The following is a 26,196-nucleotide window of genomic DNA, read 5'->3' as shown; positions in this document are numbered from 1 at the left end:
TAAGCTGTGCCAACTACGGACATGACGCCTATTTCGTAACTAAATTGCCGAAACACGAAATCGGACAGTCTGCTGTTAACGCATTGCGTAAGTATGGTGTAAAGACAGACTTTATTGCTCGTGGTGGCGACCGTGTAGGTATCTACTATCTTGAAACTGGTGCTTCTATGCGTCCCAGCAAGGTTATCTATGACCGCGCTCACTCTGCTATTGCTGAGGCCGACGCTGCTGACTTCGACTTTGACGCTATCATGGAAGGTGCTGACTGGTTCCACTGGTCCGGTATCACTCCGGCCATCTCTGACAAGGCTGCCGAACTGACCCGTCTGGCTTGCGAAGCTGCCAAACGTCACGGTGTAACTGTTTCTGTTGACTTGAACTTCCGTAAGAAACTGTGGACAAAAGAAAAAGCACAGTCTATCATGAAGCCGTTGATGCAGTTTGTTGACGTATGTATCGGCAACGAAGAAGACGCAGAACTTTGCCTGGGCTTCAAACCGGACGCAGATGTTGAGGCTGGCCACACTGACGCTGAAGGCTACAAAGGTATCTTCCAGCAGATGATGAAAGAATTCGGATTCAAATATGTGGTTTCTACATTGCGCGAATCTTTCTCTGCTACTCACAACGGCTGGAAAGCCATGATTTACAACGGCGAAGAATTCTATACCTCAAAACGTTACGATATCGACCCGATTATCGACCGCGTAGGTGGTGGTGACTCTTTCTCCGGTGGTATCATCCACGGTTTGATGACTAAACCTAACCAGGGCGAAGCTCTTGAATTTGCTGTGGCTGCATCTGCTTTGAAACATACTATCAATGGTGACTTTAACCTTGTTTCTGTAGAAGAAGTTGAAGCATTGGCTGGTGGTGACGCAAGCGGTCGCGTACAAAGATAAGCTGAAAATAGAGAGTTGAGAGTTTGAAAAAACAACTCATTTACCAATTCATTTTTAAAATAGTAAATAATAAGATGGCAAAATTCGATAAAATAGCCGTATTGAATAAAATCGGCTCTACAGGAATGGTTCCTGTATTCTATCACAAAGATGTAGAAGTTGCAAAGAAAGTAGTAAAGGCTTGTTATGACGGTGGCGTTCGTGCTTTTGAATTTACCAACCGTGGTGATTTCGCACAGGAAGTATTTGCTGAAATCGTGAAATTTGCAGCAAAAGAATGTCCTGAAATGGCTATTGGTATCGGTTCTATCGTTGACCCGGCTACTGCTGCCCTGTACTTGCAACTAGGTGCTAACTTCGTAGTAGGCCCGTTGTTCAATCCTGAAATTGCTAAGGTATGTAACCGTCGTTCGGTAGCTTATACTCCGGGTTGTGGTTCTGTATCTGAAGTTGGTTTCGCTCAGGAAGTAGGTTGCGACCTTTGCAAAGTATTCCCGGGTGACGTTTACGGAACAAACTTCGTAAAAGGCTTGATGGCTCCGATGCCATGGTCTAAGCTGATGGTGACCGGTGGGGTAGAACCTACAAAAGAAAACCTGACTGCATGGATTAAAGCCGGCGTATTCTGCGTAGGTATGGGCTCTAAACTGTTCCCGAAAGATAAAGTGGCAGCAGAAGACTGGGCTTATGTAACTGCAAAATGCGAAGAAGCTCTCGGCTATATCGCTGAAGCTCGTAAATAAGATTTAGAGGGCGAGAGCCATCTATATAAGAAAGGGGGCTGATGCGACAGCCTCTTTAAAATATGCCTCGAAGGGTTAGTTAGTTTAGTTAGTAAATGAGGCATATTTTCATTTTGTTTAAAGGTGTTTAAAGGGGATAAGCCATCGGAATGAGTGACTCATTTCGGTGGCTTGTTTTATGGATAATATGCGTGCATATTATCCGTGAATATGTCGGTTGATTATTCCGGTACGTAGATGATTTCCCCGTTATCCAGTTCGTAGGCAATGCCTACCTTCTTGCCTCGTTTTCCTTCTTTCTTGTCCTGGTCTTCGGACGGGGTGTAGCGGTTTATTTTTTCTCCTTCCTTGGTGATGATTTCCATGTTCTCCTTGCCGGGATTCTTCACCATTGTGAAGTCTTCCTGCGAAAACACTTCTGTCATGTTATACCGGCTGACAAGAGCCACCATCAAGGCGACAGCGAAAACCATAGCAACATCGAACAAATTGGATACTACGCTGATAGGGTCGGCATCGTCTTCTTTTCGTAATAAGTTGTGTTTCATTTCTCTGTGGTTTTATTGTTTCGTTTTTCATTGAGTAACTCGGAGATAAATTCAAGGTTGGTCATATCCTGCAAGTACCAACGTTGTTTTACCTGCTGCGTGAGGAAACCTACTGCGCCTGCCACCAGTCCGACTACGGTCGTTGCAAAGGCTATCTGCATATTGTAAGCCATCGAAGCGATATCACCGCTTGCCAGTCCGGCGAGGGCGGGGCCCATTGGAATCAATGTGCCCATCAATCCTAAGATTGGCCCGAGCTTCGTCAACGTTTTAGAGATAGCAAGGTCTTTGTCGGCTGCAATCTCAAAGTTGGCAAGCAGACGTTGTACCTGCGCGGGAGTATCACGGGCATCCAGCACCTGACGCATGTACATGATGACAAGTGAACGGGATTTCTCCGGCAGTTTGGAACTTAAATCCCCGACAGTATCCGGAGTTAATTTCCCCAGCTCGTTGCGGAGCAGGGCTTCTGTCTTACGGATGGATAAATACTGGCCGTAGAAACTGCCGGCAAGTAATATAGCCCGGCAGAAAAGGATGATTAATAACACGATGACAGGAACAAGCAATCCTGTTGAAATCCAATACAATATATCTGATATGTAGTTCATTGTTGTTGATTATTTAATAAGTTATTTCTTTATTTATTTCATGCTTTTTTCTTTTCGCCTGCTTCGGATATTCCACCAGAAGAGTCCTAAGACTCCACCGGCCAATGCGATAGCTATCACGCCCAACAACGCTTTCCAGTCTATTTCGCTGACACCTGCTGCCGACGTTTTTCCATTGACGGTTGCAACGATGCCCAGTATGGCTACCAGTGCATTGGTCAGGAAGAAAAGTTCCAGCCGCAGTTCCTTCTCCGGAAGGAGATAAAGCAACAGGTATCTTCCGCAGGGTATCACTACCAGGATAAAGGCGGCGTAACTCCAGGCTATCGTTTGAAAAGAAGTGCCGGGAAATGCAAAGATGAGATATACCAATCCGCTGAATAAAACCGGGAAAATCAATAATCCCGGAAACCAACGGAGAAAGCGGTACATCACTATCATGCGCGGCTTGACCGGATAATCATTGGCTACGTGAACAGCCAGCATGGCATAAGCCATTTGTATGCAGACTTCGATACTCAGAATCACAGAGGTATCCAGCATCAAGGGCTGGTTGCCGAGCCAGTTGGCTATCTGTGATTTCGATTGCTCGATGGCATACGGCCACATCAATCCGGCAAACACAGCGCAGACAGCAGCGATAGCACCCACCGCTATTGCTTTCCAAAACGTTTGCTTCAACAGAAAATTGAATGCTGTAAGAAGCATAAGTACAAGGACAACTGTATCCATTATTGTTAATTACAAGTTACTGATTACAAATTCTAAATTACCGGTTCCTGATTTACACCTGACTGTTTTTGCGGCGCTTGCGCACAAAGAGTATCAGAGCGAGCATGACGATGATAACAGCAATGCCTACGGCTACATTGCTTAATGTATTTGTCTGCTGTTCCGCAGCCTGGTTCATCTCTTCTTTTTTCATCACCACTCCTTTATCCTCTCCGCTTGTCTTGGCTTCACGGATTTTAGAAATGTTCTCTTTATATTGTGCGGCTGTTTGCGCGTTGGATTTTGAAGCGATAAAATCGCGGAGCTTCGCATTGTCACAAACAAATCCCGAACAGGACGGGCGATAGGTGTTCACTATTTCCGTATGTAGCTTGCTTAGCTCTGCTACTTGTTCCTCGCTTGCTTTCCACAATCCTTTGCGGACGCTTTCCAGCATGACGGCTGTCATTTCTTCCAGGGCGGCAGGATTCTGCTGTTCGAAGTATTTCTTTACTCCCAGGTTGAGCTCATCCTTTACATATACATTATAGATATTATCCCAAAGCTCTTTGTCGATAGCAGCAGGTTTCATCACATTCCATCCATAGGTATTCGTGATAACTTCCGCAAATTCACTGGCTGAGGAAGCTCCGCCTTTCATCTTTTCTTTGATATAGGCAGGATTCAGGATTGTTGTACGGCTTTCCACTCCGACAGCTTCTTTAAGCTCCTGCATCTTCATATTGTTGCGGTTGCGGTAATCACTGAGATAAGCATCCGGGTCTTTGCCGGTCACATTGCGCACGGCAAGGTTCATTCCACCCATAAACTCATAAACGTGGTCGAGGCTTAACGCTCCCCATGTATTGCTTTGACGGGGCTGTACCACCACATCTGTACGGGTTAACGCAGCTTCGAAAGCAAATTTCTGAAAGACTTCCCAATTCTTCTCATTGCCATAGTAAGCTCCCATATTGTTGAGATAAGTTGCGGCAATTTCCGATTCGTTCTCCCAGCGGTCACCGGCTTCCACCATTTCCTGAATACCCGAACCATACGAACCGTTGGCTCCGCCGAATACACGGAATGTAGATATTTCGCGGGCATCTTTCGGGCTTAATCCTTTTTCCGTCAATACACGTTCGGCCTCTGTCACGCTGGCTGCTACTTGATTCTCATACGTGTCGTCTTTGGCAGCGGCAGCCATTTCCACTGCCCGGTTGATTAGGAACAGGCGGGAAGCGGCAAGGTCGCGGAGTTGTCCGGAAGTCTGCACTACTACATCAATACGCGGGCGTCCCAACTCTGCGGAAGGAATCAACTTCAAGTCACTGACACGACCGAAAGCATCACGTACAGGCTCTACGCCCAACATATAAAGAACTTGCGCGATAGTAGCACCCCCGGTTTCGATAAATTCGGATGACCATAAAGTATAGCTCACCTTGCGTGGTATGGAATCGTTGTGACGTTGTTTATACGTTTCAATCGTTTGTTTGGCAAGAGCGATACCCTTTTCCCAGGCAGACTCCGTAGGAGTTGCTTCAGCGTTGATGGCGTACATATTACGTCCCGTAGGCAATGCGTTCGGATTCGCTATCGGGTCACCGCCCGGAGTAGGGGCGGTGTAGCCGCCGTCCAAGGCATTTATCAGGCTGCCAAGTTCTTTCTCAGGGCTTGTCAGAAGGGCGTTCTTATAGTTATTCACATTCTTGATGGTGCGTTCTACTTCGCTCACAGCTAATGCGAATTCTACTTCTTCCTTATTATATTCTTTCGGAGCCTGTCCCATAGCAGCCATCATGGCTGCCATCCCTTGTGGCTTTTCCTTTTTTTCTGTTGCAGTTTCCGGTTTGCCTGAAGTGTTAGCGGCTTCCTCTTTCTCTTTGTTCGCCTTCATTCCGGCTTCCATCTTTTTCAGAGCTTCAGGACTTGCCCCCATTGATTTAGCCATTTCCATGGCTTTCTTCGGGTCCATGTCAGCTCCCATTTTCTTCATGGCTTCTTTCATTCCTTCGGGCATTTTGCCATGAGGAGATTTTCCTTTTCCTGCCATAGCAGGATGACCGTTGCCGGCATTTCCTTTTTCTGCATTATCTTTTTTGGCTGTCGCAGCCATCATCATGGCCATCATGCCTTTCGGGGCGTTGCGGTCGGCTTCTATCTGACGTGCTTTTGCCAGTTCCTGCGGTGTGATTCCTGCGGTGCGGCAAATCAGTTCATCCGTAGCTAATGCAGGATTAGTCATCAGCTTTTCCACCAATGAACGGGCAGGAGACAGATATTGCTGTGTAAAGAGACTGCGGTGTTTGCTGACGGCTTCTGTAGCTTTGCCACGTTGCTTGTCAAGAGCCAAAAGGCTGTAAGCGATAGGCTCTGTTGCCATTGCATAGACGGACGAAGTAATCCGTTCCGGTTCGTAAGGAACTCCCATGGTATAGAGCTGTCCTGTGATTTTCTCCGTAGCGAGCTCTTCGGCAAAGTTCTCTACGCGGGCGATTTCATCTTCCGAATAAGGCTTGCCGGCAATGCTGTCCAAACCCAAGTCACGATGAATACCCATCTTCACAGTCAGCGTCTTTACAGCTAGGGATTCCTGGTCTTTATTCTCCTTCTGGGAGTTATTATAGATTTTAATCTTCTCCATCAACTCCCGGTAGATGCCGCGTACGCTGCTTTCGAGGAAAGGCGGAGTGAGGTAAGATTGCAACGTCGCATAAGAACGGCGTTTAGCCATCATGCCTTCTCCTACATTACCGATAGAGTAGATATAGAAATGAGGCACTGCACCTACCAGACGGTCGGGCCAGTCATTGCTGCACAATGCCACTTGTTTTCTTGGAGTGAATTCAAGGCTGCCATGCGTACCGAAATGGATAAGAGCGTCGGCTTTGAAGCCGTGTTGCATCCACAGGTATGAAGCGATATAGGTGTGTGGCGGAGCCATGTCCGTGCCATGCACTACCTGGAAAGAGTTATCACCACTTCCGGCAGCATTCTGCGGCAGTAAGACGACATTTCCGAATTGCAGGCGGGCAATCCCCAGTTTGCCGTCGGGAGTCACCATATAATTTCCGGGGAACTCGCCGAAAGCATCCACTACTTCTTTGTATTTTTCAGGGCGGAGTGATTCTTTCACCCAGCTTTCGTATTGCTCTTTGGTTATCAGCTCGGGGTGTCCGTTCTGCATGAAATCGTTGAATGCTCCTTCTGCATAAGTATTGAATACGGCTCCTTGCGCCTGTATCATTCTGCCTAGTTCTTCGGCATTGGCTGGCAGATTGGATACGTTGTATCCTTCCTGTTTCATACGAACCAGAAGATTGTAAAGTGAAGGAACCACTTCCATTCCAGCAGCGGTCAATGCGTTCTGTCCCGGTCCTTTATAATAATAGATAGCCACCTTTTTCTCATTGTTCGCCTTTGTATTCAGATTCAGGTAATTGTTTATCGTAGATACAAAAGTCTTTAAACGTTCGGGGACGGCGTAGGAATGGCGCAATCCTTCTTCGTCCTCGTATTGTGCAAATAACGCAAAGGGGCGAACCGCTCCGTCGATTTCAGGGGTTACGATACTCTGTGACATGAATCCGCCTGCCATTCCCATCGGGTCTTTTTCCCATTCATCTACAAGGCTGTTGATGGTGAGCGGGGCAAATAGCAGGATATTTTTTTCTTTCAGGTAATCCACCATTTTATCGCCCATACGTCCATGTGCCATGTTGATGATAGCATCCGGTTCAATTTTGTCGATGAAAGACATAAACCTTGTCATTGACTGCACGGGATAAACATTGTACCCTTCTTTTTCGAGTGCTTTAATCAGTCCGGTGGCATCCGCCATTTGTCCGGTAATCATAATTTTCTTTGCCCCCTCTTTATAAAGATTGTTCTCTTTCGTGAATTTCTCGTAGTCAGCGACGGTGAGGAATTCCAGTTCATCGTCTGGGTTCGTAAGTCCGGCATGATACAGCATGTCGGACGGTCTTTCTGCCGGGTCTTCCACTTCCGGTACGGAAGAGGCTTTGCCGTCAATCACCTTGCGGATATAGTTCAGCATATTCCGGTAGTTGGTTTTTCCGCCGTTCGACAGATAGCCGCGTATCAGATTCTGTTGCACACTGTCAAGATTACAAATATTGTTGGCAGGATTTGTTGCCATGGAAGTATATACGGGCACGCCTTTGTCCGCTGCCTGCTGTATTTGCTGACGTTGCTCCTCGACAATACGCAAGCCCATGCCGTTGACAAATACCATGTCATAACCCGTCAGGCGGTCCAGATTGTCGAGAGACACTTCACTGAGTTTGATAGATGAGTTATCGTTGGCTTTCGATATGCTTCCCTGCTGTATGGTCTGGAAGTTGACGAAAGCAATCTTTGTGGCGCTGAACCAGGCGTTCCAGATAGATATGCCTATCAGGACGGCTGCGACAATACACACGCCTAAGATGATTTTACTTTTCTTTTTCATTTTATTTTTAGCTTTGTATGTAGTTTTATTTTTTCTTATTTGAAGAACCGGTCTACGTCTAATGTCAGTCCGATAGAAATATTAGTTCCCAGGGTATAGGGAGAATTTGCATCATAATAGCTGGGGATATAATTGAATATATTGTTGACAGCCATATTGAGACTGATTCCTTTCCAGATACCTTGTGTTAAAGTTAAGTTCCACATTGTGTAGCCGGGATAACTTACTCCGGTAGTTCCTTCATCCGGGTTGTTTCCGACATATTTATTTGTTTCCACCTTGGATAAGGCGCGACCGTTCAACGAGAGGTTGAATTGGTAGTTATTCCACGATTTGCCATATTCGATACGTGCTGTCGCAGAATGTGGGCGAGTGCTGGAGAACTTCATCTGACCATCGCGCATAAACTCGTGGACGTATCCGTAAGAAACGCGCACTCCCAATCCGCAGGGATATTTGGCGGAAGCATTGATATCTACACCGGCGATGTCCACTTTCTCCGTATTGATATATAGTTGTGCCCATCTTCCGTCCGTATCACGAAAAGAAGTCAGGTCAATCCGGTCATTGACCAGATTGTAGTATCCTGATACGGTGAAATTGTAACGGCTTTTGGTATATTCGGCAGAGAGCGAGAAGTTATGGCTCGTTTCCGATTTCAGGTCGGGATTACCGTAAATCATCATAGCGTTCGCCATATCGAAATTCATGTACATTTCTTTGAGCGTAGGAGAGCGGAAGCCCTGTGAGTACGAACCACGGAGCGAGCAATTGGCTATTTTATACATTAATCCGATATGCGGTGAGACGTGGCGCACACTGGATTGTGAGAAGTAGTCAAAGCGTACACCGCTAATCACGTTGAAATGTTCAGTCGGGTTCCAGTCGAATTGACCGAATGCATCTGCCGAGTGCATCGTATGGTTTCCGTTATCCGTGAATTGATACGACAACAGATAGTCGCGCATATAATCTCCGCCTACGGTCAGGATATTCTTGTCATTGAATGTATAATTGTAAAGTGCCCGTACACTATGTTGTACGTTGCTATAATCACGTATATCATATTTATATGAAGTCAGATAGTCGCTTTTATCGTATTGGTCGAATGTGTAGGCAACTTCCAGGTTACTCATGACATTGAAGTCATAGTTGGCTTTCAGTCCGCCGTTGAAATCACGATAACGGTCCTTGCTATCACCTGTCTTGTCCCGTTCGCGGAAATAATATCCACCGCGGGCCGTCAGTTTGAGTTGGTCGGACGGTTTGTACACAAGACGTTCTTTTACGTTCCATGTACGGTTGCCGAAGATAGTCGTGACATCTCCTTCCGGCACGTCGTAAGAGTCGGATACCGTATGCTGTACATTCGTCTGGCTATTGAACTTTCCGGCTTTGAAGCTGAAAGTTCCGCCATATCGCTGGTCGTTATGTTCCCCGAAGCGGCTGTTTACGTTTAGGTTCCATGCATCTTCGGATTCACGGGTAATAATATTAATTACTCCACCCACTGCGCTTGAACCATACAGGGTAGATGCCGCTCCTTTGACGATTTCCACCCGTTCCACGTTGTCGAGGTTCAGTCGGTTGTAGTCGACGTTATTTAGAGTTTCACCTGCCAGCCGTTCGCCATCTACAAGGAAGAGTACTGAATTGCCGCCAAATCCCTGCATATTGATAGAAACCTGCTGGTCCATTGAATAAGAAAATTCAATTCCCGGCAGTTCGGACTGTAATAATTGTCCTACATTGGTTGCGTCTACTTTCTTGATATCATCTGCCGTGATTACGCGGGTGATGATAGGAGCGTCTTTCAGCAGTTTGGGGGTACGTGTACCTGTCACTACTACGGTTCCCAAGTCAAACTGGTCTTCCGATAAACAGAAGTTTAATTTTTTTTCCCGTCCTACGATTAGTCTTTTTTCCTGAGTTTGATAACCCACGTAAGAAGCCGTGATAAGATATGTACCTGTTTCGGGTAATCGGAGAGTGTATGAACCGTCAGCGGTTGTGATGGTTCCGGTTCCTTTTCCTTTGATAGAAATCGTAGCACCGGGAAGTGGGTCTCCGGTTGTATCTGTTACACGTCCGCTGATGTGATAAGTTGATTGTTGTGCGAATGTGGCACAAGTTGCTATAAAGGAAAAAAACAGTGCTGATATAATAAATATAGGTTTCATTCTTAGTTATTGGTTTCGTTGTTGTCGTCGAAATCAAGCGGATATGAGAAATCAAAATCAATATATCCTTTTATACCTCTGGCATTCATGTAGTTGGTGAAACGGATAGCTGCGTATGTATTGTCTTTCATGCGTATCAGAAAGACCTGGTTCGACATGGTGTACACAGGTGGCATTGTAGAGGTGTTCACATCCAGCCAACCGGATAAAACAGCATTACGGTAAGATTCCGTGTAAACAATGTTTCCATCCATCATGCCCGACATGTCAATAGCTATTTTATCAGTCGTCCATTCATCTTTTACAAAGTCTTTTTCATCGGGGAGCTTTCCACTTGTTTTCAGGTCATCAATACTTGTGTAGCTAGTCTGGCAGGCAGCGCCACCGTTGGTCTTTATATCATAACGGTGAATTGCAAAATCCCAATCCTCGGGAATTTGGCTTTCGTATTCTTCCCCGATCGGTACGGTCGTTACCTTGCGGTTGGATAGCTCAATGTATGCCCATTCTGTATATTCAACAGTCTTGACTTGCGAGAAACTGTTTTCTTTGATTTCCATCTCAGTTTCGATGGGGGCGTCATAAATATTTTCAAATATTCCATTACAAGCTGAGAGCGACATAGCCGCTCCCAGCATTATTGTATATTTGAAAATAGCGTTACTGCTTCTTCTCATTTCTTTCATTTGGATTGTTTATTCTGCACTTGCTGTATTGCTTCCTGTAAATACTGCGGAAATAGCCATTGGCATACTGCCTGGTTTGAAGTCAGTGTTGATGGTAGCTGTACCGTCTGCTGCGACTGTACCGCTCAGGCTTTCTCCTGTGATAGCTTTTCCTGTGCTGTCGGTAGATTCATATTCTCCCAAGCTAAGTGAATAGGTTCCGTTTGCTCCGGCTGTTACATTTACTCCTACTCCGTTGATGGTGAAATCACCTAAACTCATGTTACCGCCACCGCCTGTCAAGTTAGCGAAGCCACTTAGAGTAATGTCTGCCGTTGTATCCGATGCACGTTTGATAACAGCCTTGCAGTCATTGGTCGAACCGTAGGATGAACCCATAACACTGATAGATAATGAACTGTTATACTGATAGGTGGCGGCTATATTATAAGTTATCGGGCTTTCTCCCTGAATGAATATTATTTCCATCTTTCCCATCGGTGCCGGAATGTCTACATTAGCCTTCAAGGTTAATACGTTAGACTCATTTACACTACCTTCTAATGTGTAATCGTAGCTACTACCCGTGCCACCACCCATAGACATCGCAACTTCGCCCGAACCACTGAATGATTTGGAAGATAATTTCAGATTATTCAGGGTGAAATCTCCTGAACCGGATTTATATACCAAATTGATGGTACCGTTTTCGTTGGCGGTAATTGTTACGGTAGATTGATTGCCCAATAAATAATCAGAGAACATATTACATTCACCGACTGAATATCCATTGTAAATGCCGGCAATTTCTTTTGCGAGATTTGTATCATCGTTGTCGTCACTACAGGAAACAAATGTTGTTGAGAATGATAGTGCCATAATGGCGACCATCCAAAAGTTTAAGATTTTCATACTTAATTTTGATAGATAATGATTAATTAAATTTCCGGTGGCAAAGTTACAGGGAAGTGTAAAGTGATAAAATACCCAAAAGAAATGAAAAAGAGTTGGAGCATTAATCATATGTAGGTATGTTGTGCGGATTGAAATAAAATCCGTACCTTTGCGCCCTTAAAACTAACTAACCTTTATTTTTATGTTTATTGACTTGTTGCATTCCTCTTATTTCTCCCTTTTCCTGATTGTCGCATTGGGATTTATGTTGGGAAGAATTAAAATTAAGGGGTTATCTCTTGATGTGTCGGCGGTAATCTTTATCGCGCTTCTTTTCGGGCACTTTGGTGTTATCATTCCCAAAGAACTGGGAAATTTCGGTTTGGTGCTTTTTATTTTTACCATCGGTATTCAGGCAGGGCCCGGATTTTTCGATTCTTTCCGTAGCAAGGGAAAGACGCTGATCCTTATTACCATGCTTATCATTTGTTCCGCCTGTCTCACAGCAGTAGGATTGAAGTATGCGTTTGACATCGACACACCCAGTGTGGTAGGCCTGATTGCCGGAGCACTAACCAGTACGCCGGGTTTGGCCGTTGCCATCGACAGCACACACTCACCTTTGGCTTCCATAGCTTATGGTATTGCGTACCCGTTCGGAGTTATCGGTGTGATTTTGTTTGTCAAACTGCTGCCTAAAATCATGCGGGTGGATTTGGATAAGGAAGCACGACGTCTGGAAATAGAACGCCGCGGACAATTCCCGGAACTTAGCACTTGTATCTATCGCATTACCAACGGGAATGTATTCAACCGTAGCCTGATGCAAATCAATGCACGTGCCATGACGGGGGCTGTTATTTCCCGTTTGAAGCATAAAGATGAAATATCCATTCCTACCGCTCATACAGTATTGCACGAGGGAGACTATATTCAGGCAGTAGGTAGTGAAGAATCGTTGAATCAACTAGCTCTATTAGTCGGTGATCGTGAAGAAGGAGAGCTTCCTTTGGATAAGACACAGGAAATAGAATCTTTGTTGCTCACCAAAAAAGATATGATTAACAAGCAACTTGGAGATTTGAATTTGCAGAAGAATTTCGGTTGTACGGTAACCCGTGTTCGGCGAAGCGGTATCGACCTGTCCCCATCTCCCGATTTGGCTTTGAAATTTGGTGATAAACTGATGGTAGTCGGTGAAAAAGAAGGGATCAAAGGAGTAGCTAGACTATTGGGTAATAATGCAAAGAAACTTTCTGATACTGATTTCTTCCCGATTGCAATGGGTATTGTACTGGGAGTATTGTTCGGTAAAATAAATATCTCTTTTTCCGAAAGCCTGTCATTCTCGCCGGGATTGACTGGGGGAGTCCTGATGGTAGCCCTTGTACTGAGTGCTGTTGGTAAGACCGGGCCTGTCATCTGGTCGATGTCGGGGCCTGCCAATCAGTTGCTGCGCCAGTTAGGTCTGCTTCTTTTCCTGGCCGAAGTCGGAACTTCCGCCGGCAAGAATCTCGTAGCCACTTTTCAGGAAAGCGGATTGCTGATGTTCGGAGTAGGGGCTGCCATTACTTTGGTGCCGATGCTTATTGCAACTATTGTCGGACGCCTGGTGTTCAAGATCAGTTTGCTCGATTTATTGGGAACCATTACCGGTGGTATGACCAGTACACCCGGCTTGGCTGCCGCCGATTCGATGGTAGACAGTAATATCCCCAGCGTGGCATATGCGACCGTTTATCCGATTGCTATGGTATTCCTGATCCTGTTTATACAAGTGATAGCTTCGGCTGTATATTAACAGTACTCCGTAGAAGCATTGATTGTTAAACAAATAGTTTGTATCTTTGCCGTCCCAAAGTAAAAATGAGGTGAAACGATTGTTATTGAATATCATGCGCTGTTTCTTGCCGATACTCTTTGTGTCGTATCTGGCAAGTCTTACATTCTTTGCCCACGTGCATGTGGTCAACGGCGTGACAATCGTGCATTCACATCCGTTTAAGAAAGGGGCGGCACATCAGCATTCAACAGTCGAACTGATACATATTCATCTCCTGTCTCATTTGATGGCGGACGGTGCGGCTGTTGTATTTGCTCTTTCGCTTTTTATTCCTTTTTTATTGTGTCTGTTGCTCGGCTGTTTGCAGCATACACATTTTCGTTCTCCTTATCATGGAGTGATTGCACTCCGCGCTCCGCCCGCATTTCGTTTTTTCGCTATTTAACTGATGACATTCTGCCTTGTTCGAGGTAGGATATTATTTGCTTTTTCATGTGAATACTTAACGAAGAACGAATTACAAACGAAAAATGAAGAAATATATCTTTTCGCTTGTCTACTTGTGTTGTGCACTGTTGCCTGCTCTCGGAGGACAAGCCCATGAACATCCTAATCATCCGGAATTACGTAAATCGGATGCTAACATTATCGGTCATATCCTTGACAAAAACACGAAGGAGCATCTGCCATATATCACAGTGGCATTGAAGGGTACTACCATCGGAACCGTAACTGATGCTACCGGACATTACTTTTTGAAGAATCTTCCCGAAGGGAATTTCGTGCTCGAAGTAAGTTCTGTCGGTTATAAAACGGTAAGGCGGAATGTAACCTTGAAAAAGGGACGTACCTTGGAAGAGGATTTTGAAATAGAAGAAGACGCAGTGGCATTGGATGGCGTGGTAGTTTCTGCCAACCGTAATGAAACGACTCGTCGTTTGGCACCGACATTGGTGAATGTGGTTGATTTGAAAATCTTTGAGAATACCAACTCGACGACTTTAGCACAAGGGTTGAGTTTTCAGCCGGGAGTACGTGTAGAATCCAATTGCCAGAATTGTGGCTTTCAGCAAGTGCGTATCAACGGACTGGACGGGCCTTATACACAAATTCTGTTGGACTCTCGTCCTATTTTCAGTGCGCTTTCCGGTGTATATGGCATCGAGCAGATTCCTGCCAGTATGATAGAGCGTGTAGAAGTGATGCGTGGCGGTGGTTCGGCATTGTTCGGTTCGTCTGCTATTGCGGGTACGATCAATATCATCACCAAAGAGCCGATTCGTAATTCGGGTATGTTGTCTCATACGATTACGGGGATTGGTGACGGAGATGCTTTCGATAACAGTACGGCACTGAATGCTTCACTTGTGACGGAGGACCAGCACGCCGGTTTATATATCTTTGGTCAGAATCGTCATCGTTCCGCATATGACCATGATGGAGACGGATACTCTGAAATCCCCAAAATACATGGACAGACCGTCGGTTTCCGTTCTTTCCTGAAGACAAGCACTTATTCAAAACTGACTTTCGAATATCACCACATGGAAGAATTCCGTAGGGGAGGAGACTTGCTGAACCGCCCGCCTCATGAAGCGAATGTAGCCGAACAAACAGAACATTCTATTAATGGCGGTGGCGTGAAATTCGATTATTTTTCACCTAATGAAAAACATCGTTTCAACGTATTCGCTTCCGCACAGCATATCAACCGCGACAGCTATTATGGCGGCGGACAAGACTTGAATGCTTATGGAAATACAACGGACTTAAACTGGATGGCAGGCTCACAGTATGTGTACAGTTTCGGTAAATGTATTTTCATGCCTTCCGACTTTACTGCCGGAGTAGAATTTAATCAGGACAAACTGGAAGATAATATGTGGGGATACAACCGCACAGTAGACCAGAAAGTAAATATCGGTAGTGCTTTCCTGCAGAATGAATGGAAGAATGAACATTGGGGATTCCTGATTGGTGGTCGTTTTGACAAGCATAATCTGATAGATCATCTCATTTTCAGCCCTCGTGCCAATCTGCGATTCAATCCGACTAAAGATATCAATCTTCGTTTAAGTTATTCTTCCGGTTTCCGTGCTCCACAGGCTTTCGATGAGGATTTGCACGTCGAGAACGTGGGGGGTAATGTGGCAATGGTTGAACTTGCTGATAACCTGAAAGAAGAAAGGTCGCAGAGTCTGAGCGTTTCTGCGGATATTTACCAGCGTTTTGGTGCATTCCAGGTAAACTTCCTCGTGGAGGGTTTTTATACCAAATTATCCGATGTCTTTGCTCTCACTGATGGAGAAGTAGTGGATGGCATTCTGACACGTACCCGTTATAATGCACCGGGGGCGCGGGTAATGGGATTTACGTTGGAAGGAAAGATGGCCTATCTGAGCAAATTCCAGATTCAAGCAGGAGTCACTTTGCAGCAAAGCCATTATAGTGAACCTCATGAATGGAATCCGGATGCGCCGGCAGTAAAGAAAATGATGCGTACACCGAATACTTATGGTTATTTCACTGCGACATATACTCCGGTCAAACCGTTGTCTATCGCTCTTTCCGGTACATATACCGGTTCAATGTTGATTCCTCACGAAGTCGTGCCTGGATTCCTTGATAAGCCGATTGCGGTAAATACGAAAGACTTTTTCGACATCGGACTGAAAGCTGCCTATGACTTCAAACTTTATAAGTCAATGAACTTGCAGGTGAACGCCGGAATACAGAATATTTTCAACGCTTATCAGAATGACTTCGATCAAGGACCCGACCGTGATTCGGGCTATATCTATGGTCCTTCGTTGCCGAGAAGCTTCTTTGCCGGGGTGAAGATTAGTTATTAATAATTATTTTTTTTCGGGTGGTGATGGGTTGCATACAACCTGTCACCATTTTTTTTTAGTACTATGTATCAAGTGGTTTCAGAGAGTCGGTGTTAAATGAAAGAGAAGGGTGAGACGAAAAATATCAAGGTATAGCCGCATCAGACCATATCCTTGTCCACGCCAAATTTCTCATCCGTCTGGCATTCTCCCGCAGGTTCCACATGCACCAAAATATCATAGACATTGTCTATCGAGCTTTCGATGCTTTTCTCCACCGCTCCGGCAATCTCATGTGCTTGTGTAATCGTTATATGCGGATTTACCTCTATATCGAGTGTGATTATATACCGGTTTCCTATCATTCTCGACCTGACCCGGTGTGGATTACTTGCTCCCGGTACTTTCTCGACAGCTTCGAATATCTTATTATATACATTGACATCTTTAACTCCATCCATAAGCTCCACATTTGAATCAAGAAAAATTCCGATGGACGATTTGATGATAAAGAGACTGATAATTAATCCCGTTATCGCATCGAGTATGGGTAATTTGAATATAAAAGTGAAAAGCAAGCCTAATAAGACTCCTGCCGAAATGACAACATCATTACGCATATTTATCGCATTTGCCGTCAGCATCGAACTGTCTATTTTCTTTCCCTGTTTGTATTGATACGAAGCCAGCAGCAGTTTGCCGACAATAGAGAATATAGTCACATAAATAGTGATAGCCGACGGGATTTCTTTCACTTCATCCGAAAAGATGCTTGTGACGGACGACAGTAGCATTTGCATACCGGCATAAAATATCACAAGCGACAGAATCTTGGTCGCGATGCCTTCCGCTTTCTCATAGCCGAACACATACTTTTTTGAAGGCGGACGGCTGATGACCCGTGCCGTGAAAATCATGACGATAGAGATGATTACATCCGTTGCCGAATCGATACCATCTCCAAGTACAGCCAGACTTCCGGCTAACAAACCAATAATGATTTTTGATGCAGACAGGATTGCATTGCCGATGGTGCTAATCCATGAGGTTTTGATTAAGATATTTTCTCTTGACATTTAAGCGGGTCTTTATCCTTATTTGTTGTGATAATTGGGTTCAAAGATAATCATTTATAGCAATTTGTGAATCCGGGATACAAAAAACTTTTCATTCTCTTTTAGTAGTTTACCTGTTTTAGTTGTATTATATATAGATGGCCAATTAAAAACAGGACAATTAATTTATTAATATAGTTAACCCATGTTCAAACAACTAAGTATCTCTCTACTGATAGTATCAGCTTGTGCGTTTTCTGCTTGCACATCTGTTGTCAAGCAAGAAGTTGCAATTTTGCCTACCCCTGTAAGTCTGACCGAGCAGTCGGGCGCTTTCGTTTTTAAAGATGAAATGAAGATTGGAGTATCCGACCAGTCACTCTTTCCGGCAGTCGGTTACTTGCAGGAGATTCTTCGAAACGTAGTATCATCTTCTGTAGAAGTCACTGCTGATAAAAATCAGGTGGATGTCTACTTCCAATTGGAGAATACCGGCGGGAAGCCCGGTTCTTACAAGCTTCAGTCCACACCCGAATTTATTCAAGTAGAAGCTAATGACTATTCGGGTATTATTTCCGCTATTACCACTATTCGTCAGTTACTTCCCGCTGAAGTGGAAATACAGGGTGTGAAGCGGACTTACTCCATTCCTGCCGTACAGATAGAAGACTCACCTCGCTTTGAATGGCGCGGATTTATGTTGGACGCTTCCCGCCACTTTTGGAATAAAGAGGAAGTAAAACATATATTGGACTTGATGTCTTTATACAAACTGAACAAATTCCACTGGCATCTCACTGACGACCAGGGATGGCGCATCGAGATTGAAAAATATCCGCTGCTGACTGAAAAAGGGGCATGGAGGAAATTCAATACGCACGACCGTACTTGCATGGAGCGTGCGATAGAGGAAGATAATACGGATTTTCTGATTCCTGAGGACAAGATACGCATTGTAGAGGGCGACACGTTGTATGGTGGTTATTACACACACGATGATATTAAAGAGATAGTGGCATATGCCGCACAGAGAGGGATTGATGTGATTCCTGAGATTGATATGCCGGGGCATTTTCTGGCAGCTATCAGCCAGTATCCTGATTTAGCTTGCGACGGACTGATTGGGTGGGGAGAGATATTCTCTTCTCCCATCTGTCCGGGTAAAGATGAGACTTTGGAGTTCTGCCGGAATGTCTTCAAGGAAGTCTTCGAACTTTTTCCTTATCAGTATGTACATATGGGTGGAGACGAAGTGGAAAAGAATAATTGGAAGAAATGTCCTCGTTGCCAGAAACGTATCCGCACAGAGAAATTGGGTTCGGTGGAAGAACTTCAAGCATGGTTCGTACGTGATATGGAAAAATTCTTCCATGCCAACGGAAAGAAACTCGTGGGCTGGGATGAAGTGGTGAAGGACGGATTATCTTCGGACGCTGCCATTACATGGTGGAGAAGTTGGGCGAAGGATGCACTGCCTACGGCAACAACGCAACAACAAAAAGTGATTGCCTGCCCGAACGAATATTTCTACTTCGACTATGCTCAAGACCAGAATTCGGTTAAGAAAATACTGGCATTCGACCCATATGCGGATGACAGACTGTCACCGGAACAGAAAGAATATATCTGGGGTGTACAGGCCAATCTTTGGGCGGAATGGGTTCCGACGATGAAGCGCGTTGAATACTTGATTGTTCCCCGTATGATGGCATTGAGCGAAATAGCCTGGGCAGAGCCGGCAGCCAAACCGGGACTAGAAGAATTCTACTGTCAGCTTGTTCCGCAATTCAAACGTATGGATGTGATGGGAGTAAATTACCGTATCCCCGATTTGCAGGGATTTTATAAGGTGAACGCATTTATTGATGATGCTACGGTGAATTTGACTTGTCCGTTGCCGGACACTGAAATCCGCTATACAACGGATGGAAGTATGCCTACCAGGAAATCGTCTCTTTATGACGGTGCCCTGAAAGTAAAGGAAACAACGGATTTTACTTTCCGTACTTTCCGCAAGGACGGTTCTCCTTCGGACGTGGTACGTACAAAATATATCAAAGCCCCTTATGCGGAAGCAGCAACAGCACCGGCTTCTTTACAACCCGGACTGAAAGCTGTATGGCACGACTTCCGCGGAAATCTCTGTGCGGATATTGACGCGGCTCCTGTAAAAGGAGAGTACATTGTAGAATCCGTATCTATTCCCGAAGAAGTGAAGGGAGACATCGGACTGGTGCTGACCGGCTATCTCGAAGTTCCTGCCGACGGCATTTATACATTTGCTCTTCTCTCGGACGACGGTAGCACATTGAAGCTCGATGGCGAGTTGCTAGGAGATAACGATGGTGCACATTCTCCGGTAGAGATTATCGTGCAGAAAGCATTGAAGGCCGGATTGCATCCGATGGAAGTACGTTACTTCGATTGCAATGGCGGTGTGCTGCAAATGGAATTGGTAAACGATAAAGGTGAAAAGACGGTTCTTCCGAAAGAATGGTTGAAACATGAATAAAAATGTTCTCTAATAATCAGTTTTCATTAGAATTGTAATATTAGGTCAAGTTTAGGTTAGGTCAGGAGCGGGTGAAAGTAGTGATACTTTTATCCGCTTTGCCTCTTTTAGAATATGTCATCTTATAGATTCAGTAACTATATATAGGGTGAGAACCTCTTTATTTTGAATTTTTAGTGGAAGTATCCGTCAGTCTGTTCAGATGGCATACCAATAGGTTTCCTTCATTGTCTCGTAAATGCATGCCATTGCCTTGGTAATAGCGGAAGTATTTGCATCGGGCACATTCGTCTTTTTTCATCCACGAACGGTCACGGTAAGGTTGGAATCTCGTTTGCCATACTTCCCAAAAAGCATCTTCGTACTTCTCCTTCATAGTTTCCCAGAAACCCTTCGCATCCGTAGCTGGCACGGATAATTCCTTCTTTCCGGGTGGTACGGATGAAGTCGAGCACTTTTATTAGGGCATGTTTGCATAGGGTTAATTTATTCTCGCACGGTTATGAACTAATTTCGAACTTGTGCAAATTAGTCGTTAATACTGAATGAATTTATGACTGATGATGCATGATTTTATTCGTCTGACAATTGTTTCTTTTTCGTCTGACAGTTGTCAGACGGAGGAATAACAGTTGTCAGACGAAAGTTCAACAACTGTCAGACGAATAAATTTATATATAACGGGAATTAAATCATTGCATACTGCCAATCTAATTTTAGAAAAACTAAGATTAGTTCATACCGGCCCTCAGGCAGATTGTTCAGTGTATTGTCTCTTATTGTCAGGGTTGCCTTGCTGCCTAATGGAATGATAAGGCTATGTTTTCCCGGGACTACTTTGGCTACGTAATCATTCTTTATATTAGTAAGTGGAAATTGTGCCAGTTCTTCTCCATTTGTTTTTGGGTAGCTTAGATTGTAATAGATAATCTAATGAGTATTTCCCGCCGCAAAAAACAGGTTGATTTTATTCGTACCTACTTCTTGTATCATATAACTGATTTTCTGATTTTTCAACCGGCGGACGGCAAACTCTTCGTGCTCCTTGCTCATTGTATAGAGTACCATGTTGCGTACGCCTTTCTTAAACTCATAAATGTGATTAAGGAAAATCCTGATATCACCGGGGATGATTCTTTCAGTACACCAGCACATCATATTCATTTACCAATGCTTCTGTAAGTTTGGATGCATCGAATACGTGTTCCGAAGAGACATCCAATTTCTCTGCAATCCGGCGGGCAAGGTCTTCTGTCGTTCCGGTAGTGGAACCATAAAATACTCCAATTTTATTCATCTTGATTTTGTTTTAAATGTAATGCCGCAAAGATAGGGTGTCCTTTAGAAATAGGAAATCCCCATTTATAATGGAATAACAGTCTCATATTCATTATAAATGGGGATATATAAAATAAGAAGTTAACTTTGGTAAAAGTTGGGATTAACTTATGTAAATCTTCCCTTTTATAGGGGTTGTTTTTTAATGGTGGAATAAGCGGATACCCGTAAATGCCATTGCCATATTATACTTGTCGCAAGTGCTGATAACATGGTCGTCACGAACAGAACCGCCCGGTTGTGCAATGTAGCTGACACCGCTTTTATGTGCTCTTTCGATATTATCTCCAAAAGGGAAGAAAGCATCCGAGCCTAAGGCTACTCCCGTCATGGTATCCAGCCAGGCACGTTTTTCTTCGCGAGTCAGTACTTCCGGCTTTTCAGTAAAGAACTGCTGCCAAACGCCGTCTGCCAATACATCCTCGTGGTCTTCTGAAATATATACGTCTATGGTATTGTCGCGGTCGGCACGGCGAATCTTTTCAATCCATGGCAGGTTCATCACTTTCGGGTGTTGGCGCAAATACCAGATATCAGCCTTGTTGCCCGCCAGGCGTGTACAGTGAATACGGGATTGCTGGCCTGCACCGATGCCAATTGCCTGTCCGTCCTTTGCATAACATACGGAGTTGGACTGCGTATATTTCAGGGTGATTAAGGCAATAATCAAATCACGTTTGGCATCAGCCGGAATTTCCTTGTTGGATGTGGGCATCTCTTCCAAAAGGCTTTCGTCAATTTTCAGTTCATTTCTTCCTTGTTCGAAAGTTACGCCGAAAACATCTTTGTGTTCGATAGGAGCCGGACGGTAGGCCGGATCTATCTTTATTACATTATATGTACCTTTTCTTTTATTTTTCAGAATCTCCAGAGCTTCGGGGGTATAATCCGGTGCGATAACGCCATCGGACACTTCACGATTGATGATGCGCGCTGTCTCTTCATCACAAGTATCGGACAATGCGATAAAATCACCGTAAGACGACATGCGGTCTGCACCGCGCGCACGTGCGTATGCTGTTGCCAGTGGTGACAGTTTCACGTCATCCACAAAATAAATCTTTTTCAGTGTATCGCTCATCTCCACTGCAACGGCGGCACCCGCCGGGCTGACATGCTTGAAGGAAGCGGCAGCCGGTAGTCCGGTAGCTTCTTTCAGTTCTTTTACTAATTGCCAACTGTTGAATGCGTCCAGCAAATTGATATAGCCGGGACGCCCGTTCAGTACTTCGATGGGGAGTTCACCTTCTTTCATGAAAATACGGGCAGGTTTTTGATTGGGGTTGCAGCCGTATTTCAATTCGAGTTCGTTTGCCATTTTATTAATTATTATGAGTTATTAATTACAAATTGATAGCGACAAAATTACTAAAAAAAGAGATGCGCACCTAGGTTTGCTATGCAAAATAGTAGCATGTAATTAGTATTTTGGATTTTGTAATGATTTAAAATACCTATAAATAATGATTGCGTTTCAGTGAAATATTCCGTTTCTTTGCAGTCTCTAATATAAAGTAGGTATCGATGGATAATTTACAAAAATATAAATCAACTGATAAGATGATTGATCTCATCAGTGACGATTATTCTTTATTGCAAGTGATGAGCCGTTTCGGACTATCCTTGGGTTTCGGAGATAAAACAGTGAAAGAAGTCTGTGAGCAGAACGGGGTAGACTGCCAGACTTTTCTGATTGTGGTCAATTTCATAGCTGAAGGCTTTTCACGGTTGAACGGTGATAAAGATAATATTTCCATACCGGGATTAATTGACTATTTGCGACAAGCACATAGTTATTTCCTTGATTTTTCTCTTCCCGCTATACGGCGCAAACTGATTGAGGCTATCGACTGCTCACAGGATGATGTCGCTTTTCTTATTCTGAAGTTTTTCGATGAATATACACGCGAAGTACGTAAGCATATGGATTATGAAGAGAAAACCGTGTTCAAGTATGTCGATGCGTTGATTGCGGGGAATGCTCCGAAGAATTATCAAATCAGCACATTCTCCAAGCATCATGACCAGGTAGGAGAGAAGTTGACGGAACTTAAGAATATTATTATTAAATATTGTCCAGCCAAGGCCAATGAGAATCTTTTAAATGCGGCTCTTTTTGATATTTATGCTTGTGAGGCCGGTTTGGAATCTCATTGTAAGGTGGAAGATTATATTTTTGTTCCTGCTATTCTGAACTTGGAAAGGAGGATTAGAGAAAATGAAAAATAACGAAGTTATCCGAATTGCGATTGCGGAAACCTCTGTGATTATTCGCGGCGGATTGACTGCTGCTTTAAAACGTCTTTCTAATGTAAAGATACAACCCATCGAATTGCTTTCTGTCGAAGCGTTGCATGATTGTGTCCGGACGCAGTGTCCTGATATGCTGATTGTCAATCCGACTTTCGGCGATTATTTCGATGTGGGTAAGTTCCGGGAAGAAATGTCCGGTAAAAGAATACGTGTGATAGCTTTGGTCACTTCTTTTGTAGACGCTTCCTTGTTGAGCAAGTACGATGAGTCTATTTCTATCTTCGATGATTTGGAAATACTTTCTAAGAAGATTACCGGTTTGTTGGATGTGGCTTCAGAGGAAGAAGAAACAGATAATCAGGATGCACTTAGTCAGCGGGAGAAAGAAATCGTGATCTGTGTGGTGAAAGGAATGACAAATAAGGAAATTGCGGAAAAACTGTTTTTATCCATTCACACAGTCATCACTCACAGGAGGAATATTAGCAAAAAATTGCAAATACATAGTGCAGCCGGTTTAACTATCTATGCTATTGTAAATAAGCTGGTTGCGCTGAGTGATGTGAAAGATTTGTAGTCGGCTGAAATGTTATTAAATATAAAACCGTTTGCGCACACGGAAATTATTCGTACCTTTGCAGTGCAATTGGGAAATTGCTATTAGTTTATAAGATAAAAGAAAATAGAAGGTATTAGATTAGACAATAAATTTAAGGTATTAAAGTTTTAGTTCAATAGGAAAGTTTTAATAGAAGGTAAAAGGATAACAATAGGTAAACGTTTTAGGGTAAAAAGAAGATTAGTTTTCAGGAAAAAAGAGGTAATGAAAAGAAAAGCCTTTAAGGCTTTTCTGATGTGAGGCGAGTGGTTCCATAAAGGAATTGGCTCGTTTTTTTTGGGTTCTGAAATTTGATTGTGCACTTATTTGTAGGTTTGGCAGGATATTATCTATGCTTGACGATATATTAAAAACAAAATCCCGACGAAATCGCTTCGGCGGGACTCTATTTCATTTTTACTTAAATGTGGCTACGTAATAAAATTATGACTAATTAATTCAATTCTGATACTGCAAAGGTAGTGGGTTTCAGCATGCATCACAATCACCAATATCAGGTATATTGCGCAACTATTCTCATTATTTATGGTTACTGACAGGTACTTTTTCTACTTTTTCCCATTCTTTTGTTTCAAAATTGTACGCCTTGATAATTTTAGCAGGGCATCCCGCACATATGGAATAGGGCGGAACAGGACGGCTGACTACGCTTCCGGCAGCCACTACGCAATGTTTTCCTAAAGTTACCCCCGGAAGAATCACCGAATTGGCGCCTACCCATACATCGTCTTCAATAACGACCGGCTGTGTGCTGACTCCTTGTTCATCAATCATCTTTTCAGCATCCTGATAATTGTGATTGAGCCCTGTGACAGTCACATTCTGGGCCAGATTGACGTGATTGCCGATATGAACGGGGCCTATGATTGTATTTCTTAATCCGATGCGGGTGTAATCTCCGATCGTCAAGTCGCCGACTGCATTGTTAAGGCAGGAGAAGTCTTCTACAACAGAATATTTCCCTAGCGAGAACCGATTGAAGGGTGGAAGATCTTTGCGTACACTACGATATATAACAGAGCCTTTGCCACGTTTCAGATAGATGAAACCCAAAAGACGTATCCACCAGTTAGGGCGGGTCTTCACGGGATGCATGACGAAGCGGTGGACAGCCTGTCTTAAGCCGGGGTTTCCTTTAATTCGTTGTTTAAATGTCTTTTTCTCCATATTGAATGTTTTTTCTTCTTTTTATCCTCTACCAAATAATCAGGGATTGCCAGGCTGTATGTAATCAATAAGCCGAAAAGCAGAACCCACCAGCTAAATGATGCAGTCCAGTTGTATCTTGTAATCAATGAAGCCCAAACACCTACGAAGATACATAAATTTAACGGAGAAGGTATCAATTGCTGTATAATTCGGTTAAAGAAACTCCAGTTTCCTTCTAATAAGGAAGGGAGTAAATAGGAAGCCATCTTCCGGATACGTTTCCGGTATGGGCAGGCAGGAGCGGATTGACAGTAAACAATGGCGTCCGGCAGGTAATCGATATAGATATTCTGCCGGAGCAACTTACGTTCGATATTGGTTTTTGAGCTTTTCAGATTCTTTTGCAGCCATTCCAATTCAATAGCCATATTGGTTCCGAGTAGATTGGAAGATAATCCGAACTGTGTGTTTCCTGCTCTGTAAAGACTGTTTTTTATTTCATCACATAAGATACGGAAACGGTTTCGAAAACCTTTGCGGTTTTCTGTAATTGTATGCAATTGGATGGCTTGTATGCCTGAATCGTAGGCATTATATATATTATCCATCAGTCGTGGCGACAGGGCATAAGCCGTATCGGATAGGATAAGTACCAGGCTATACTGTTCTTTGTCTAAACTGATGATGCTTTGGTATAAGTCATTATAAGCGATAAACTCATAAGGCCCTTCTTTATGGATGGCAAGGAGCGGGCTATCTTCTCGGATGAGAATAGCGCAATTGTACTTCTTTTGAGTTTTGGGATAGATGATGTGCTTGAAATGTGAAGCTACTGCCATTACAAAAAGATATAGGAATAAAGCCCCTGTGAAGAAGAATACCAAATCATCTATTATGTAGATATAGGAGTCCATCGTCCGAAAGAGGA

19 protein-coding genes and 4 pseudogenes are annotated in these 26,196 nt (G+C 43.9%); 8 read left to right on the top strand and 15 right to left on the bottom strand.

Annotation, left to right across the window (positions count from 1 at the left end; translation table 11 throughout):
• Together RDN93_RS12330 and RDN93_RS12325 are read left to right on the top strand one after the other, a co-directional pair.
• The coding region (locus RDN93_RS12330) for a sugar kinase (RefSeq protein ID WP_308745810.1) at positions 1–902 on the top strand (902 nt) is incomplete at its 5' end.
• 74 nt (positions 903–976) lie between these two features.
• Positions 977–1,645 carry a bifunctional 4-hydroxy-2-oxoglutarate aldolase/2-dehydro-3-deoxy-phosphogluconate aldolase gene (locus tag RDN93_RS12325; RefSeq protein ID WP_308745809.1) on the top strand — a complete coding sequence of 223 codons (669 nt, stop codon included), beginning with the start codon at positions 977–979 and terminating at the stop codon, positions 1,643–1,645.
• 221 nt (positions 1,646–1,866) lie between these two features.
• Here the strand turns inward: RDN93_RS12325 and RDN93_RS12320 are convergent, their stop codons facing one another.
• From RDN93_RS12320 to RDN93_RS12290, 7 genes are read right to left on the bottom strand one after another with little or no spacing between them, the layout of a single operon-like run.
• Positions 1,867–2,193: a DUF2149 domain-containing protein gene (locus RDN93_RS12320; protein WP_308745808.1), complete on the bottom strand. Its 327-nt coding sequence runs from the start codon at positions 2,191–2,193 to the stop codon at positions 1,867–1,869.
• Positions 2,190–2,804 (bottom strand): MotA/TolQ/ExbB proton channel family protein, encoded by a 615-nt coding sequence (locus RDN93_RS12315; protein ID WP_167965846.1) that lies wholly within the window; start codon positions 2,802–2,804, stop codon positions 2,190–2,192. Before RDN93_RS12315 ends, RDN93_RS12320 begins: the two co-directional genes overlap by 4 nt.
• Before the next feature lie 33 nt (positions 2,805–2,837).
• Positions 2,838–3,536, bottom strand: a complete 699-nt coding sequence (locus tag RDN93_RS12310) for a hypothetical protein (RefSeq protein ID WP_167965844.1) — start codon at positions 3,534–3,536, stop codon at positions 2,838–2,840.
• A gap of 52 nt (positions 3,537–3,588) precedes the next feature.
• A complete protein-coding gene (locus RDN93_RS12305; RefSeq protein ID WP_308745807.1) occupies positions 3,589–7,989 on the bottom strand; it encodes a cobaltochelatase subunit CobN in 4,401 nt (1,466 codons plus the stop codon).
• 35 nt (positions 7,990–8,024) lie between these two features.
• On the bottom strand, positions 8,025–10,169 hold the full coding sequence (locus RDN93_RS12300) for a TonB-dependent receptor (protein WP_308745806.1): 2,145 nt from the start codon (positions 10,167–10,169) through the stop codon (positions 8,025–8,027).
• A gap of 2 nt (positions 10,170–10,171) precedes the next feature.
• The gene (locus RDN93_RS12295) at positions 10,172–10,846 is read right to left on the bottom strand and encodes an HmuY family protein (RefSeq protein ID WP_308745812.1); all 675 of its coding nucleotides are present in this window, start codon (positions 10,844–10,846) and stop codon (positions 10,172–10,174) included.
• An 18-nt stretch (positions 10,847–10,864) separates the two neighbouring features.
• On the bottom strand, positions 10,865–11,746 hold the full coding sequence (locus tag RDN93_RS12290; RefSeq protein ID WP_308745805.1) for a calycin-like domain-containing protein: 882 nt from the start codon (positions 11,744–11,746) through the stop codon (positions 10,865–10,867).
• A 184-nt stretch (positions 11,747–11,930) separates the two neighbouring features.
• Here RDN93_RS12290 and RDN93_RS12285 point away from each other — a divergent pair, with 184 nt between their 5' ends.
• The 3 genes from RDN93_RS12285 to RDN93_RS12275 all read left to right on the top strand — a co-directional run bounded on the left by RDN93_RS12285 (position 11,931) and on the right by RDN93_RS12275 (position 16,363).
• Entirely contained in the window at positions 11,931–13,529 is a 1,599-nt protein-coding gene (locus RDN93_RS12285) for a TrkA C-terminal domain-containing protein (protein ID WP_308745804.1), read from the top strand.
• Positions 13,530–13,575: 46 nt separating this feature from the next.
• Positions 13,576–13,956: a hypothetical protein gene (locus tag RDN93_RS12280; protein WP_308745803.1), complete on the top strand. Its 381-nt coding sequence runs from the start codon at positions 13,576–13,578 to the stop codon at positions 13,954–13,956.
• 85 nt (positions 13,957–14,041) lie between these two features.
• Complete coding sequence (locus RDN93_RS12275; RefSeq protein ID WP_308745802.1) at positions 14,042–16,363, top strand: TonB-dependent receptor; 2,322 nt, start codon at positions 14,042–14,044, stop codon at positions 16,361–16,363.
• 140 nt (positions 16,364–16,503) lie between these two features.
• On the opposite strand, the gene RDN93_RS12270 is transcribed toward RDN93_RS12275, so the two are convergent.
• The gene (locus RDN93_RS12270) at positions 16,504–17,418 is read right to left on the bottom strand and encodes a cation diffusion facilitator family transporter (protein ID WP_308745801.1); all 915 of its coding nucleotides are present in this window, start codon (positions 17,416–17,418) and stop codon (positions 16,504–16,506) included.
• Between the two features lie 184 nt (positions 17,419–17,602).
• Here RDN93_RS12270 and RDN93_RS12265 point away from each other — a divergent pair, with 184 nt between their 5' ends.
• Entirely contained in the window at positions 17,603–19,909 is a 2,307-nt protein-coding gene (locus tag RDN93_RS12265; RefSeq protein WP_308745800.1) for a family 20 glycosylhydrolase, read from the top strand.
• A gap of 160 nt (positions 19,910–20,069) precedes the next feature.
• Here RDN93_RS12265 and RDN93_RS12260 read toward each other — a convergent pair.
• From RDN93_RS12260 to RDN93_RS12240, 5 genes and pseudogenes are all read right to left on the bottom strand, one after another.
• Positions 20,070–20,373: pseudogene (locus RDN93_RS12260) on the bottom strand (radical SAM/SPASM domain-containing protein); the annotation flags it as partial.
• Between the two features lie 223 nt (positions 20,374–20,596).
• Positions 20,597–20,806 (bottom strand): annotated as a pseudogene (locus tag RDN93_RS12255) (TQO small subunit DoxA domain-containing protein); the annotation flags it as partial.
• Positions 20,807–20,860: 54 nt separating this feature from the next.
• Positions 20,861–21,064: pseudogene (locus tag RDN93_RS12250) on the bottom strand (DUF2023 family protein); the annotation flags it as partial.
• Positions 21,054–21,206 (bottom strand): annotated as a pseudogene (locus RDN93_RS12245) (flavodoxin domain-containing protein); the annotation flags it as partial. The pseudogenes RDN93_RS12250 and RDN93_RS12245, both read right to left, overlap by 11 nt.
• Positions 21,207–21,389: 183 nt before the next feature.
• The gene (locus RDN93_RS12240) at positions 21,390–22,565 is read right to left on the bottom strand and encodes a phosphoribosylaminoimidazolecarboxamide formyltransferase (RefSeq protein ID WP_308745799.1); all 1,176 of its coding nucleotides are present in this window, start codon (positions 22,563–22,565) and stop codon (positions 21,390–21,392) included.
• A 206-nt stretch (positions 22,566–22,771) separates the two neighbouring features.
• Here RDN93_RS12240 and RDN93_RS12235 point away from each other — a divergent pair, with 206 nt between their 5' ends.
• Together RDN93_RS12235 and RDN93_RS12230 are read left to right on the top strand one after the other, a co-directional pair.
• Positions 22,772–23,476 (top strand): hemerythrin domain-containing protein, encoded by a 705-nt coding sequence (locus RDN93_RS12235; RefSeq protein ID WP_291589486.1) that lies wholly within the window; start codon positions 22,772–22,774, stop codon positions 23,474–23,476.
• Positions 23,466–24,077, top strand: coding sequence for a LuxR C-terminal-related transcriptional regulator (locus tag RDN93_RS12230; protein ID WP_308745798.1), 612 nt, complete (start codon positions 23,466–23,468; stop codon positions 24,075–24,077). The genes RDN93_RS12235 and RDN93_RS12230 overlap by 11 nt, the downstream gene beginning before the upstream one ends.
• A gap of 561 nt (positions 24,078–24,638) precedes the next feature.
• Here the strand turns inward: RDN93_RS12230 and RDN93_RS12225 are convergent.
• Together RDN93_RS12225 and RDN93_RS12220 are read right to left on the bottom strand one after the other, a co-directional pair.
• A complete protein-coding gene (locus tag RDN93_RS12225; protein WP_308745797.1) occupies positions 24,639–25,286 on the bottom strand; it encodes an acyltransferase in 648 nt (215 codons plus the stop codon).
• The gene (locus tag RDN93_RS12220; protein ID WP_308745796.1) at positions 25,238–26,182 is read right to left on the bottom strand and encodes a glycosyltransferase family 2 protein; all 945 of its coding nucleotides are present in this window, start codon (positions 26,180–26,182) and stop codon (positions 25,238–25,240) included. The genes RDN93_RS12225 and RDN93_RS12220 overlap by 49 nt, the downstream gene beginning before the upstream one ends.
• Between the last annotated feature and the right edge of the window lie 14 nt (positions 26,183–26,196).

Source organism: uncultured Bacteroides sp. (genome assembly GCF_902491285.1).
Lineage (GTDB): Bacteria > Bacteroidota > Bacteroidia > Bacteroidales > Bacteroidaceae > Bacteroides.
This window is presented reverse-complemented; position numbering and strand designations above follow the sequence as displayed.